A 12,916-nucleotide genomic window follows, 5' to 3' on the forward strand; every position below is an offset into this window, starting at 1 on the left:
CCACTGCGATCCGCCTACAGCCGGGACTTTTAAGTCCACAAACAAGTCCATTTTGAGGGCGCGGCTGATTCCGGATTGTTGATGGAGGGGCGAGGTCGACGTGACCAGCATCTGGTTCCTGACTCATGTTCAGGAGCAAGAGCATGGCACTCTCAGACTTGGCCGTTCGACAGGCCAAGGCAACTGGCAAGGCATACACCCTCCCTGACCTGGATGGCCTCTCCCTGGCCGTCACGGCTGCAGGGGGCAGGACTTGGCACTTCCGCTACTACTGGGCGGGCAAGCAGAAGCGGATGTCGCTCGGCACCTACCCGGAGGTGACGCTTCGCGAGGCCCGCAGCCTGCGCGACGAAGCGCGCGCCCTGCTGGCCAAAGGCATCAATCCTCGCGTTCACCGCAAGCAGAAGCGCACCGCTGTCCGGCTCGCCGACGAAAACACCTTCGAGGCGGTGTATCGCAAGTGGCTCAAGCATCGCGGGCTCAGCCTCAAGGAAGGCCGGCAGACGACCCTTTCGATACTTCCGCGCATCTTCGACAAGGATGTGCTGCCCGCCTTGGGCAAGCGGTCGGTCTATGAGATCAAGCGTCCCGACCTCTTGGAGGTGATCGCCAAGATCGAGAAGCGCAAGGCGCTCTCCGTCGCCGAGAAAGTCAGGACGTGGTTCAACCAACTGTTCCGCTACGCGCTGGTGATCGTGCCGGGCCTGGAGCAGAACCCTGCCTCCGATCTCGATGTGGTGGCGCTGCCGCTGCCACCCGTCAACCACAATCCGTTCCTGCGCATGGCCGAGCTGCCGAAGCTGTTGCAGCGGCTGCGCAGCTATCGCGGCAGGCGGCAGACCCAGCTCGGACTGCGGCTATTGCTGCTGACCGGCGTGCGAACCGGCGAGCTGCGACAGGCGATGCCGGATCAATTTGATCTGGACCGTGGGTTGTGGATCATCCCGCCCGACGTCGTGAAGCAACTCCAGTTGGATATGCGCAAGAAGCGGCAGCAGCCGAAGGACATCCCGCCCTACATCGTGCCGCTGTCGATTCAGGCCATGGAGATCGTCCGGCACTTGCTGGATGAGTTCAAGCCGGCCCAGCGCTACCTGTTTCGGCACGACAGCGACTTGAAGAAGCGCATCAGCGAGAACACGCTCAATGGTGCGCTCAAACGCATGGGCTATCAGGAACGCCTGACCGGACACGGTATCCGCGGCACGATGTCCACTGCGCTCAACGAGATCGGCTACCCGAAGGTCTGGGTGGATGCACAGCTCTCGCATGTCGATCCCAACAAGGTCAGCGCGACCTACAACCATGCCGAGTACGTGGAGCAGCGTCGCCGCATGATGCAGGACTGGGCCGATCGGCTCGACCTCTTCGAGCAGAACCAGGTCGAGGCGGCCAGCATGCCGCTCACCGTGCATCTGGAAGGCGTGCCCGCGTTCCCGAATGAGCAAACCGCAAGCGCCCCCTCCACGCCGGTTGCCGCCTCGCCAATCCTGCTGGTGACGAAGCCGGGTGACGCCATGCCGTTGGTTTCTGCCGCCGCACATCGGCTGCCGGCGGTTCCGCCCCCTCGGTCGGCCGCGCCGCTGGTGCCTTCGGACATTCAGCGCGAGCGGATGGAGCTGTTCGATGTCTTCGAGGCACCGCACAACCTTCCCGTCGCGGCATTTGCCAAGATGGCGGGCAAGTCCCGCAGGTGGATCAGCTACGAGATCAAGGCGGGCAACTTGCTCGCGTTGAACGTAGGCAACCGCGGCCAGCGCGTGCCGGACTGGCACCTCGACCCACTCAAGCACGAGCTGATCCAGTCCGTCCTGAAGCTGACCAGGGGCGCGGACCCTTGGCAGATCTACCATGCACTGCTGCAACCGCGCTCGATGCTGCGGGGGCGTTCGGCACTGGAGGGCGTGACGGCCGGCAATCTCGACAAGCTCGTCATGGCAGTGAGCACGGCCGTGAAGGAAAGCGAATGGACCCTGCCGCGAGTCGGAGTCGCCTAGCAGCAGGAATGCGGGATCGTGGCGAACCGCGATTCCCGCGCGTCTGTCAGGACACCAAGCGCGCGCGGCGGGCGAATCTTGCCTGGGTGTCCGACAAGGAAGCATCGCGGCGCAACAGGTAAGCCATCTCGATCATTGGTGCGCCGGCCAGCGGCCGCATGGCGATGCCTCGGCGTAGGTAGCTCGCCAGTCTCGCGGCAGGCGCAATGGCGATCCCGTACCCGGCGGCAACCAGCGTCATCGCCACATCGAATGTCTCCACCGTTTGCTCCCGCTCCTGCAGCGCGTTCTCAAACACGCGCTGCACGGTCATGCGCCATGGTTCATCGGCCGTGGACTGCGAGCAGATCAAGGGCTGCTTGAGCACTTCCTGGCATGGCACTTCACGGTAGGCCAGCAGGTGGGAGCGCTTGGCCACGGCGACCGCCAGCGTGTCATGCCACAGCGGTTCGCATACCCAGCCAGGCCACTGCCGGGCAACCGCAGACAAGGCGAAGTCGAAGCCGTCGCCCGGCAGCTCCGCGCCTCGACCGGGACCTGTCCAGCCGGCGAGGACGGCATGAGTCTCCGGCTCTTCGGCGCGCTGCAGGGCGAGCACGTCGGCGAGTTGGGGCGGCACCCATTCGCCGAGGACGGCCATGCGAATTTCGGCGGTGATGTCACTCGATTCCACGTCCAGCTCCCCCCATGCGGTGAACTCGTGGCAACTGATCTCGAAGCCGTTGAATGAGTTAAGTTTAACGTGGTTTAAATCGTGACCATGTTCGACGCTCTTGGCAATGCCAAAGCGTTCGATCCAAAGGGGCCGCCCCACCGGCACCACTACCTACGAAGCGGAACCAGCCATCGCGTTTGGGGCTGCCGTGCGGGAAGAAAGAACCAACCAGGGCATCGCTCAGGAAACGCTGGCCCACATGGCCGGCATCGAACGGTCGCACATGGGCAAGATCGAGCGCGGCGAGCATGTCCCCACGCTCCCTCTCATCCTCAAGATTGCCCGTGCGCTGAAATGCAGTTCCGCCCACTTGATGACTCTGACCGAAGCCAAGCTGGCGGAGTCGGCCCCATCCGCAGATTGAAGCCGGCCCGCACAGCGGTCGCATGCCTACGCCTGATCGTCGTCCTTGCCCCCAAGGGCTGAATCTTCGCGCTTTGCGGCCTCGTTGACGAGCCGCAGGTATGGGTTGTCTGGCGGCGTCTCCTGGAACAGCGCATCCGGGCTGGCGAGCAGGTAGCCGTGCAGCCGGCGCGACTTGCGCGGCCCCGTGACTTCGCAGGTCCAGATGTTCAGCCCGCTCGGCTGCTTGCGGTGCTGTCCCAACTTCTCGAAGCGCTTCTGCACCCACTGCCACCCCTCCAGCTTCTCCTGCTTGGCCAGCGCGGCGACTTGAAGGTACTCCTGCGCGTAGCGCTGGAACACGCCGGGGCTGACGAGGTAGGTCGTACCGGCGACGGTATGCACCAGGGCCTTGGCGTCGTTGATGATGAGCTTGCGCGTCTGGATGCTCTGACGCAGCCAGGCCATGAAGTGCGCCCCGGAGGGCTCCGCGCGATCCTGGGAAGGCGCGAGGCTCATCTGCGGCGGGGGCATGGTCGAAGGGGCCGGCTCGGGCTCGGCAATAGGGGAACTCGGGATCTCCGGTGCCGTGGGTGGAGCGGTGTCGCCCAGCAGGTCGAGCAGCGCGGCCACGCCGGTATCCGTGGCTGTGGATGCGATCGGCGCCGTGCTCGCGGATGCAGCTTCGATGCCTTCGGCGCGCGGCCCATCGGCCACCGTTGTCGCCTGCGGCGTCGGCTCCGCCTGTTCCTCTTCGACCTGCACACGGCCTGCGAACGGCGCCGGCCGGTCGGCGGCATCCCAGATCATCGCCGGCGAGAGTTTCAGGAAGGTGAATGCGTGCGACCAGCCGGCGTCGCTGGTGACGGTAGCCTTCCAGATCGCCTTGCCATCCGGCGTCGGTTGCACGATGCCGTGATCCTGCAGCACGTTGAACACCGCCGTATTGCTCGCCGGGATGCCGTCGATGCCCTGTGACAGCAGATGTGCGCGCAGCTTGTCGGAGACGGTCTTGCTCACCAGCCACAAGGCGTCTTGGGTCAGCCAACCGTCCGCCGGGCCGGCCTGGTTCAACTTGAACGCTTCCTTGAGCAGGTAGCGCAAGCCGTCGAGCAATTTGCGTTGCAGCGCATGCTTGGGCGCCGCCAGCGCCTTGCTGGGATCGCCGCCGAGTTCCTGGGCGACCGATGCCTGGTCGGCCTGCACGACCAGCTCGCCGAGTGTGCCGGCGTGCTCGTACTGGCCGGCCAGCACGTACAGCAGCGCGGCCCAGAGGTCGGGATAGCCGCTGAGCCAGTCGAAGATGTCCCGATCGAGAAGGTGCGCGTAGAGCAGCCCGGTGGCGGCGCTGTGCAGGCGGTACTCACGCTCCTTTCGGTAACGGAAGCGGTAGGGCTTTCGCAGTGGGCCGTGCCAGGGATGCCAGACGCTGCCGTCGGCATGCTCGACGTGCAGATCGACCGCAATCTTGCCGATGTCGTGCAGCAGGGCCGCGTAGGCCGTGCCTGCGGTCCAGGCTTCGGCCTGGGCCGCCTGTGCCTCCGGCGTCACGCCCGCAGGCAGCAGGTATGACTGCCGCAATTTCAGCGCATAGGCGACGATCTCCAAGCCGTGGTCCAGCATGCCGCCCGGATAGGCGTGGTGGTGGTTCTCGGAGGCCGGGAACTGCTGGACCAGCTCAGCGTAGCGCTCCAGTGGGGCGAGGTAGAGCGTGGCGAACTGCCGGCGCGAGAGCGATGTGCGCTGCCAGATGTGTTCCAGCAGTTTCTGCCGACGCGGCGTGGCCAGCAGCGATGCGGCCGACTCCGGCCGCATCAACCCTTTCGGAGTTTCGATGGCGGAGGTGGGCGGCGTGCCGGCGGTGGGTGGCACCCGTTTGCGCTGGAACAGCGAGAGCATGGCGAACCCCGGATGACGGGCTGCTCGGGGGCGCCTTTTGGCCTTTTCAGGATAGGGCCTTTCCCCTTGGCGCCCTTCCTTTGCCCCTTCCCAGCCCTTTGGCCTTTGTCGGAAGCCTTTGGGTATAGGGCCGCTGCTTCGCGGGTGCCACGATGAATGCGGCATGGGGCAATCCCGGCAAGTGGGGCGCTGCGGGATGTTCGTCAGCTCTGGCCCAAGCCGGTGTCGAGGGCGGCGGATTGCGCTGCGAAGTCGTCGGGACGGCGCTTGCGGAAGGTTTCGAGATTGGCGAGCTTCCAGCGCAGTGCCGGCAGTTGCGCGGCGTGTTGGCATTGCACCAGCGACCAGTCGGGTTCTGCGCGCACCAGCCCGCTCAGAAACTGCCTGTGCGCGGTGCTCAGTCGCTGTGGCAGCTCGCGCCGCAGCCTGGCGCGAGCGTCGAGCAGTGTCTCCAGGGTGCATTCCACTTCGGTCATGCCGACAAAGGCCCGCTCGTACTCGCCGGCGATGTCCTTGTCGTTGCCGAACAGCACTTCGTGGGGCGGCCGGTTGTGGCCCGCCAGATAGATCACGAAGCACTCGACCATGCCGTCGCTGATGTCGCCCGACTCAAAGAGCTGCCACACGTCGAACAGGTCGCGGGGGTGCTGCCGATCCAGCGCGGCCACCAGCTTGCTGGCGTACAGCTCGTCCGGTGCCAGAACCGGCAGCTCGAACTCGACGCCGAACAGATCGCTGGTCTTGGCGCTCAGCGGCCGCCGCTCGACGGGCAGCACGCTGCCGCGGAACACGACATTGACCTCGATCTTCACCTGGCTGGCGTCGTTCTCGACGATCAGCTTGGTGTCTCCCAGGTCCTTGGCGCGAACCAGGCGTGTCTGCACGCCCAGTGGCGCAACGCGCGTGGCGATGGCGGCCAGCTCCTGGTTGATGGCTTGCAGCGCTTCGTCGCGCGGCGTCTGCCACGGGAGGTACACCGCGTCGATGTCCACCGAAAGGCGCGGCATGTCCCGCACGAAGAGGTTGATAGCCGTGCCGCCCTTCATGGCGAAGATGTCGTTGGCGAACACGTCGGGCGCGACGGCCAGCAGCAGGCGAACGGTGTCCGCGTAGGTCTTATCCATGAGGTCTCAGGCTCAGCAAGGTGCCGTCATCGAGCCGGCTCATCCAGCGCGTGTTGCTGCCGGTGCGAACCGGGTACTGCTCCAGTAGGGCATCGACATCCACGAGGCTGGTCTCGCGCGCCCAGGTCAGGAACAGGCGCACGGCCTTCACGCTGGCGCAGCAGGACAGCAGTTGCCCGAGCAAGTCCTTGCGGGGGGAACGCAGTCCATCGAAGATGTTGCGGGCCTCTTCGAGGCTCTGCTTGACGCCGGCTTCGTACAGCAGCTCCAGAACGGCACGCTCGGGGGCTGCCACCCGCAGGTCCTCGGGCAGGCCAGGCGGCGTGGTCAGGGTCTTGCCGGCCAGCGCCGTGTCCGGCCAGTCGAACAGGCGGGCGTGGACGTAGCGGGCCGGAAAACGCGAGGTGAACCAGGCCGGCAAGGCGAAGCGACTGTCGCCCCACAGCACCAGCGCCTCCCGGCTGCCCAGGTTGTGCCGCACGCCCTGCAGGGCCAGGGCGCTCTTGCCGCCGACGTGCAGGCCGGGCACGCGCTGTTGCAGGAACTTCAGCGCACCGTAGACCCCGAACTCATCGTTCGGGAAGGCATAGACGCCATGGGCCAGGCGCACGAGCCACGCCCCGTCGGCATAGTGGGCGGCGAGCTGGGGCGACACCCCGAACTGGCTCAAGGTGGCAAGGTCGAACGGCGCCCCGCGGGGGAGTTCCGCCTGCAGTCGCTTGATTACCTGGTGCCTAGAATTTCCATCCATGCTATAAAAATAGCACGGAATCCAATCAATCTCTCGACTTGTCGCAAGAACGCGCAGGGAAAGTAGCATAAGGTTTGATTTTTGACGCAAAATCTAATCGCCTTGCGACCCAGGTCGACCCGGCTCTGCCAGCCGCAACCCGCCCTCCTGATCGCAGTCTATGCTGGAGGGCAAGCCACGACCGGCCACTCCGCGAGGTGAGGCACCACTGAAACCGAGGCATATGAGCATGACCACCAACACGCACAACGGGCGCTGGAGCCACCGGCTGGGCCGGGGGGCTGGCCGTGCTTGGCGTGGATACCTGCGCCGCGAGCAGCGTGTCCCCGGCTGGCTGGTGACGCGCGGGGTGCCCGCGAGCGCGGCGACGGCGTTGCTCTGGATCGTCAAGCTGGCCGTACTTGGCATGCTGCTCTACACCGTATCCTGGCTCGTCCTGCTGCTGGCCTTTGCGGTGGTCGCCGCATGGCTCGCGCGGAACGCCGACGAGGACGACGAGAAGCAGCCGGAACTTAGAGACGGACACTCGGGCGTCGGCCTGTATGACAAAGATGACTGGCGGATCGACATGGGCGATTCCGGCGAGCCGTAGCTGGCGCATCCACGCGAGAAAATGCTCCTTACTTCGCCACACCTTTCGATACGGCGGTCATCGCAAGGCGAGAGCCACTACCCCCAGCCGACTTCGCATCGGACGTGCCAGTGATGAGACCGCCCAGGAAGTTTCCGGCGCGAACGCCTGCCCATCCGAGTGCCATGACCCAGAACGTCGGCAACACGATGAACATCGTTGCCATGACGAAGTTCAGCAGCATGTCACCGAACGCATTGTTCAGGCCGATCAATGGGTCGAAGTTGGCGTGCGGCCTGTCCGCGCCAAACCCCCAGCCGTAGAGCGCGTCCAGGATCGTGCTGTCAATCCAGCGCGCGAGCTGGAACCAGAAGTCCACGAAGAACAGCGCGAACTGGACGCAGCTCACCGTCATCACCGTCTTCAGGTCGTAGGTGCCGATCAGCAGCACCAGCGGGATGCAGATGACGAGCGCCATCTTGAGCATCGTCAGCACCATCGGCAGCGCCTGGCGCACCACGTCCATCGCCGGAAAGAAGCCCAGCGAGCCGACGGTCAGCCCCAGGTCGCCCGCGCCGCGCGTGACGACGTTCGGCAGCGTCTTGTCGATCTGGCCGCCGTAGTCGGTGTAGACGGCGCCCTGGTTCATCTCCTGCTGCCGCGGTGAGACGACGGCGCGGATCACCGAGTCATTGACCTCGATCTGCGACAGGAAGCCCGCCCAGCGCCCGATGCGGGTCAGCAGGTCCGGGGCGACCTGTGCCAGCAGCCGGCTGCGCAGTCCCTGGCCGCCATCGGCCCACCACTGTTGGCAGGACGGATAGCCGCCGCCGCTGTCCACCTGTGCCAGCCCTGCATCGCGGGTCGCGTCGTAGGGCCAGGCTGTGCGTGGGGTCTTGGAGCGATAGGTGTCATAGAAGCCGGGCGTGTCGAGGAAGTAACTCGACCCGATCCAGGTGACGTCGTTCATCTGCTCGTCGGAGAGCGTCGGCCGGTTCATGAACAGCTTGGCGCGCGACGGCCCGTAGCAGTCGTGCGTGAAGTCGGCGACCTCCTGTGCCAGCACCGGATCGTCGATGCGCGTGGCATCCACATCCATGCGAATCTGACGCAGGTCCGTGCCGCAGGGAATCGCCGCCACCGCGGAGCCCGTCACGGCTTTCGACAGCGCGTGCATGAAGAACCACCACACCGGCACCAGCGCGCTCTGGTCGTTGAGCGCCGTGTAGACGTTGGACCAGCCCGTGTCGTTGGGCAGCGGGACGTTGACCTGGCATTGCGCGGAGCGCGTGGTGTCGAACTTGATCGTGGCGAGATCCACCGGGATGAACGGGATGCCGGCGAACATGATGACCACGATCGCCACCCACACCCGGTTCTCGATGCGCATCGACGACAGCACGCCCTTGTTGCCCTCGTCCGCGCCTTCGCTGCGGGCCTTGAGCCATTCCTGGATCACGATGGCCACGAACGGCAGCGCGAACACGCCGCTGGCCACGAGGATGCTCCAGATGCCGTTGTTGACCACCCAAGCCACCAGGGTCAGGTAATACTCCAGGTAGTCCGTGGTGTAGAGCGTCATGCCTGCCTCCCGGTCTCAGCCGTGCCGCAACAGTTGGCTGGCTTCCAGCGCGACCACGGCGATTACGGCCGCGATCTCCGTGCGCAGCAGCCGCTGATGCGTCTCGCGGGACGGCTCCCGCCGCAACAGGCGCCGACGCATCCACCACCAGCCGTAAGCCGTCGCTCCGTAGAGGCACAGCCGCCACACGAAGAAGTGGCCGGCGTGCGCCTGCAGCCAGTGCTGCCAGCCCCCGACGCCGCCGACCATGTGGATGCCGGCGATGTTCACTGCCACCGCGGCGGCGACCACCAGCAAGGTCCACAGCAGCGCCACGCCGACGCGGCGGTTGACCAGCCATGACAGCCGCAGCCAGGCGAGCCCGCTCATGGCGTACCGCTCCGCGGCTTCTGGACTTCCCGCAGACGGTCGCGCGTGGTGTCGCCCTCGAAGATGCCGCGCGAACCGGCAGCGCGGGTGCCGTGGCGCTGGATGATCGCCATCGCCGAGTTGCCGGCCAGCGTGCGCCGCAGCTCCAGCTCAGTCTTGAGGTTGTTGATCTCCTGCTCCAGCGCGCTGTTCTCCTGGTCGACCGCCTGCACGGCCAGCTCGTTGGCGGCGACGTTCGGCTCCTTCTTGCCGGTCAGCAACGTGCGTTGCAGCAGCAGGGCCTTCTCCAGCACGCTGGACAGCGCCGCCTCCGACGCCAGGCGCTTGCCCAGCACGTCCTGGTCGGGTTCGTCACGCAGGGCCTCGATCACGCCGCGAGTGATCGGCAGCGAGCTGCTGCCGGCTGCGTCGAGATTGGTCGGCGTCGTCGGCCGGGCGCCCGTCACCAGCTCCTGCAGCACTTGCAGCTTGGTCTCGTACTCTTCCTGGATCACTGGCGTGAGCCCGACGCCAGGCGTGGTCTGGGTCTTCGTGCAGTTTTCGCAGGTGCGTTGCTCGCGTTCGCCCAGCACGCGGTTCGCAAAGGCCGCGGCCGCGCCAGGCGACGACCATGTCTGGCAGGTCAGGCGGTTGCCGCAGGCGCTGCGCGCGATCGACGAGGTATCGGTGGCGCTGCGCCCGTTGAGCAGGTTGTAGCCCGCGCGCGTCACATCGCCGACCACCTTGATCGAACTCTGGCCGGAGCCGCCCGCGTTGCCGCCGCCGACCCAGGGCACGCCGTTGTTCCCTTTGTTGGACTCGGCCTGCTCGATGGCGGAGACGGCATCGGTGCTGCCGACCGCATCCCGCAGCGCCATCCCTTCGGCGAGCTGGTCCCAGCCGGCCTGGCCACCGGCCATGTCCGCCATCCGATTGGCGATGGCCCGGCAGGTCATCTTCGAGCGGTCGAAGTCCAGGCGCGCCTGGAGGATGCCGTTGGTCAGCAGGTTGTAGAGCCCCGGGTCGGCGCGCTGGATGATCAGGGCCGGCAGCGAGGCCACGGCGCTGGTGGCGTTCTGGATCACGTTGCTCATGATCGTCTGGAAGCCGTTGGTGATGCCGTTGAGCTGGTTCTGCAGCGTGGTCGTGATGCTCATGTCGCCGCAGATCAGGTTGCTGTTCCAGCCGACCCCCACGCCGATGCTCTGCATGTTGCCGGCACCCCCCATCGACACGGCCCGGCCGCCGCCGATGCTGTAGAGCACGTCGTCGCCGATCACGCTGCCGCTGACGTTCACGCCATTGGGGTCGATGCGGGTCTGCGCCCAGGCGACGCCGACGACCAGCGTGATGGCCGCCACGAGCAGCGTGGCCCGCAGGTGCGGCTTCGCGCGGCGCAGGAAGTCAGGGAGGGAGGCGTTCATCGTGGGTTCCTCACATGAAATCGACGCTGCCGAGGAAGACCTGGCCACGGCGCCGGCAGCAGGAGTACGGCCGCCACAAGGCCCAGGCGTAGTCACCCTGCTGGGCCTGCACGCGGGTGCGGCTGTGCGGGAAGACCACACAACTGTTCGAGAGCGTAGGCGTCAGCTCCTGCCACTTGCCCGTCGAAGCGTCGGTCTCCATCAGCGCGCCGGCCGGCCAGTAGCCGTCGCGGGCGTTGGCCAGCAGGGGCTGGTACACGTGAATCTGGTTGCGGCGCGTCACGATGTCGCCCACGCGCTGCGCGACCACGGCACCGCTCTTGTGGTCGTCGGTCTGGTGCAGGAAGCCACCGCGGGGATACACGTTGCCCCAGAGGTTCAGGCCGGTGCGCGTACCGATTTCGCGCCGGCCGGGGATGAGCGCTTCGGGGTAGAACGCTTCCGGGATGTTGTAGCGCCAGGCGATCGTGTCGAGCGTGCTCAGCAGATACGGCATGAAGGCCGTGCCAGCGCCTTCGCAGGTGTAGCCGGAGGCGCTGGCGAACTGGCTGAACACCATCCCGGCCGGATGGCCGATGACATCGGCGTTCTTGAACTTGGCGAGGTTGTTCTCGTTGTCGTGACTGGTCGTGCCGTCACCGCCAGCCTTGGCGGTCGGGTTGGGCATGCTCATCGCCCTGACTTCCGGCCACGGGTTTTCGCCGGTGTTCGAGTAGCTCGACACCACCGCATCGGGGACGTAGTGGCGCACCTTGACGGAGGTGCGAACCGAGCAGCCGAAGGGCGTGCAGTACAGCCAGTAGCAAATACCTGCGACGCGGTACTCCAGGCAGTCGGGGGACAGCGCAGACGAGACGATGGTGGCGGTGTCCAGGGCGAACGTCGATGTGGCCGCGCCCAGCAGCAGCGAGGCAACGGTGGCGCGCAGGCGCCGGGATGCCAGCAGGAGGCTCATGGCTGCGTGCTCCGGTAGGCGTTGATGCGCGCGACGGCGCGGGGCACGTCGGGCTCGCCGTAGACCACGTAGCGTCGATCGACCACCACGGCGGGAATCTTGGCGATGCCCAGTCCCCGGGCATCCGCGACACCTTGGTAGGCATGGCCGATGCGACGCTGCAGCGCCTCGCCACCGTCATGCAACCGCTGCCGCACCACGGCTGCGGCCTGTTGCGGGTCGGCCGGCAGGTGCGCGGCGAGTTCGACCTCGATGCGCGTGGCCTGGTCCAGCTCGATGATCCGCACGCCGGCCGGGGCCTGCACCGGATGACGGCTGTCGGTGACGACGAGCACATCGGCGGCCGCCGCAATGGGGCCGAGCAGCGCGGCGCACAGTCCAGCGGCCAGCCTGGCGGCCAAGGGGCGCCGCGAGACGCCAGGAAGGTTGAGGGAATGAGTCGGCATGTCGCGCCTCCGCGGAGTCGATGCAGACTCGTAGTCGAGCGCAACGCAGATCAGGGAACGACAAAGAAACCGAAACCGGTCAGTCCCGATTTCTCTGCGGGTCGGCGAAAGGAAACGGGAGCCAAGGGCTCCCGTGGTGATGAAATGAATGCGCGTGGGGTGCTGCTACAACAAGCCGGCTTCGGCGAACGAGTACGGGCTGCCCTTGCCGACGATGAAGTGATCCAGCACCCGGACATCGACGGTGGCCAGGGCACTCTTCAGCCGCTCGGTGATCGCACGATCAGCGGCCGAGGGCTCGGTGTTTCCCGAGGGGTGCTGATGCGCCAGGATCAGCGCCGAAGCGTTGAGCGTCAGCGCACGCTGGACAACCACCCTCGGATACACCGAAGTCTGGTCGACCGTGCCCTTGAACAGCGGCTCAAAGGCGAGCACCTGGTGCTGGTTGTCGAGAAACACGACGGCGAAGATTTCGTTCGGCTCCGCGACCAGTTTCAGGCGCAGGTAGTCGCGCACCGCGGCGGGACTGCCCAGCGCCGGACCGGCCTTGAACACGCGGTTCTCCAGCAGGGTGATGGCCTGCCGGATGATCCAGTCTTCGTGCTGGGCGGCGATCAGGGTGAGCGACTCCGGGCGGGAGTCGGCGATGACAAGAGACATGGCGAACCTCCAATGGATGAGATCGGAGGGCGCCTGCCCCTGGAGGGCAAACCCTCCTGGGGACGATGGGGATGGAACAGGTGACGAGCGGGCATCCACCAC

Annotated in this window: 13 protein-coding genes; 3 read left to right on the plus strand and 10 right to left on the minus strand. The window is 66.2% G+C overall.

All coding sequences use genetic code 11. The features are described from left to right. Window positions 1-143 precede the first annotated feature (143 nt). Window positions 144-1,997: a tyrosine-type recombinase/integrase gene (locus tag IWH25_RS04130; RefSeq protein WP_203388094.1), complete on the plus strand. Its 1,854-nt coding sequence runs from the start codon at window positions 144-146 to the stop codon at window positions 1,995-1,997. A gap of 46 nt (window positions 1,998-2,043) precedes the next feature. On the opposite strand, the gene IWH25_RS04135 is transcribed toward IWH25_RS04130, so the two are convergent. Next, entirely contained in the window at window positions 2,044-2,811 is a 768-nt protein-coding gene (locus IWH25_RS04135) for a substrate-binding domain-containing protein (RefSeq protein WP_471220981.1), read from the minus strand. Between IWH25_RS04135 and IWH25_RS04140 the strand changes: the two genes are divergently transcribed. Continuing rightward, the gene (locus IWH25_RS04140) at window positions 2,777-3,076 is read left to right on the plus strand and encodes a helix-turn-helix domain-containing protein (protein WP_003282197.1); all 300 of its coding nucleotides are present in this window, start codon (window positions 2,777-2,779) and stop codon (window positions 3,074-3,076) included. The genes IWH25_RS04135 and IWH25_RS04140 overlap by 35 nt on opposite strands. A 26-nt stretch (window positions 3,077-3,102) precedes the next feature. Here the strand turns inward: IWH25_RS04140 and mobH are convergent, their stop codons facing one another. From mobH to IWH25_RS04155, 3 genes are all read right to left on the minus strand, one after another. Beyond that, window positions 3,103-4,953 carry a MobH family relaxase gene (gene mobH, locus IWH25_RS04145; RefSeq protein WP_203388096.1) on the minus strand — a complete coding sequence of 617 codons (1,851 nt, stop codon included), beginning with the start codon at window positions 4,951-4,953 and terminating at the stop codon, window positions 3,103-3,105. A 203-nt stretch (window positions 4,954-5,156) separates the two neighbouring features. Continuing rightward, window positions 5,157-6,077: a nucleotidyl transferase AbiEii/AbiGii toxin family protein gene (locus tag IWH25_RS04150; protein WP_203388097.1), complete on the minus strand. Its 921-nt coding sequence runs from the start codon at window positions 6,075-6,077 to the stop codon at window positions 5,157-5,159. Further along, window positions 6,070-6,828, minus strand: a complete 759-nt coding sequence (locus IWH25_RS04155; protein ID WP_203388098.1) for a type IV toxin-antitoxin system AbiEi family antitoxin domain-containing protein — start codon at window positions 6,826-6,828, stop codon at window positions 6,070-6,072. Before IWH25_RS04155 ends, IWH25_RS04150 begins: the two co-directional genes overlap by 8 nt. A 229-nt stretch (window positions 6,829-7,057) precedes the next feature. On the opposite strand from IWH25_RS04155, the gene IWH25_RS04160 reads away from it, so the two are divergent. Beyond that, window positions 7,058-7,420, plus strand: a complete 363-nt coding sequence (locus IWH25_RS04160) for a DUF3742 family protein (protein WP_471220974.1) — start codon at window positions 7,058-7,060, stop codon at window positions 7,418-7,420. Window positions 7,421-7,448: 28 nt separating this feature from the next. Here the strand turns inward: IWH25_RS04160 and IWH25_RS04165 are convergent, their stop codons facing one another. The 6 genes from IWH25_RS04165 to radC form a co-directional block, all read right to left on the minus strand. Next, complete coding sequence (locus IWH25_RS04165) at window positions 7,449-8,981, minus strand: conjugal transfer protein TraG N-terminal domain-containing protein (protein WP_203388100.1); 1,533 nt, start codon at window positions 8,979-8,981, stop codon at window positions 7,449-7,451. Window positions 8,982-8,996: 15 nt separating this feature from the next. Next, a complete protein-coding gene (locus IWH25_RS04170; RefSeq protein WP_203388101.1) occupies window positions 8,997-9,350 on the minus strand; it encodes a hypothetical protein in 354 nt (117 codons plus the stop codon). Continuing rightward, the gene (locus tag IWH25_RS04175; RefSeq protein WP_203388102.1) at window positions 9,347-10,753 is read right to left on the minus strand and encodes an integrating conjugative element protein; all 1,407 of its coding nucleotides are present in this window, start codon (window positions 10,751-10,753) and stop codon (window positions 9,347-9,349) included. The genes IWH25_RS04170 and IWH25_RS04175 overlap by 4 nt, the downstream gene beginning before the upstream one ends. 10 nt (window positions 10,754-10,763) lie before the next feature. Continuing rightward, window positions 10,764-11,708, minus strand: coding sequence for a TIGR03756 family integrating conjugative element protein (locus IWH25_RS04180; RefSeq protein ID WP_203388103.1), 945 nt, complete (start codon window positions 11,706-11,708; stop codon window positions 10,764-10,766). Next, complete coding sequence (locus IWH25_RS04185; protein ID WP_203388104.1) at window positions 11,705-12,154, minus strand: TIGR03757 family integrating conjugative element protein; 450 nt, start codon at window positions 12,152-12,154, stop codon at window positions 11,705-11,707. Before IWH25_RS04185 ends, IWH25_RS04180 begins: the two co-directional genes overlap by 4 nt. 165 nt (window positions 12,155-12,319) lie before the next feature. Further along, a complete protein-coding gene (gene radC, locus IWH25_RS04190) occupies window positions 12,320-12,814 on the minus strand; it encodes a RadC family protein (protein WP_203388105.1) in 495 nt (164 codons plus the stop codon). Window positions 12,815-12,916 lie beyond the last annotated feature (102 nt).

It is taken from the genome of Azospira restricta, assembly GCF_016858125.1.
GTDB lineage: Bacteria > Pseudomonadota > Gammaproteobacteria > Burkholderiales > Rhodocyclaceae > Proximibacter > Proximibacter restrictus.

Coding starts and splice junctions, on each gene's coding strand:
- IWH25_RS04130 (WP_203388094.1), top strand. CDS start 144: ATGGCACTCTCAGACTTGGCCGTTCGACAGGCCAAGGCAACTGGCAAG.
- IWH25_RS04140 (WP_003282197.1), top strand. CDS start 2,777: ATGCCAAAGCGTTCGATCCAAAGGGGCCGCCCCACCGGCACCACTACC.
- mobH (WP_203388096.1), bottom strand. CDS start 4,953: ATGCTCTCGCTGTTCCAGCGCAAACGGGTGCCACCCACCGCCGGCACG.
- IWH25_RS04150 (WP_203388097.1), bottom strand. CDS start 6,077: ATGGATAAGACCTACGCGGACACCGTTCGCCTGCTGCTGGCCGTCGCG.
- IWH25_RS04155 (WP_203388098.1), bottom strand. CDS start 6,828: ATGGATGGAAATTCTAGGCACCAGGTAATCAAGCGACTGCAGGCGGAA.
- IWH25_RS04160 (WP_471220974.1), top strand. CDS start 7,058: ATGACCACCAACACGCACAACGGGCGCTGGAGCCACCGGCTGGGCCGG.
- IWH25_RS04165 (WP_203388100.1), bottom strand. CDS start 8,981: ATGACGCTCTACACCACGGACTACCTGGAGTATTACCTGACCCTGGTG.
- IWH25_RS04170 (WP_203388101.1), bottom strand. CDS start 9,350: ATGAGCGGGCTCGCCTGGCTGCGGCTGTCATGGCTGGTCAACCGCCGC.
- IWH25_RS04175 (WP_203388102.1), bottom strand. CDS start 10,753: ATGAACGCCTCCCTCCCTGACTTCCTGCGCCGCGCGAAGCCGCACCTG.
- IWH25_RS04180 (WP_203388103.1), bottom strand. CDS start 11,708: ATGAGCCTCCTGCTGGCATCCCGGCGCCTGCGCGCCACCGTTGCCTCG.
- IWH25_RS04185 (WP_203388104.1), bottom strand. CDS start 12,154: ATGCCGACTCATTCCCTCAACCTTCCTGGCGTCTCGCGGCGCCCCTTG.
- radC (WP_203388105.1), bottom strand. CDS start 12,814: ATGTCTCTTGTCATCGCCGACTCCCGCCCGGAGTCGCTCACCCTGATC.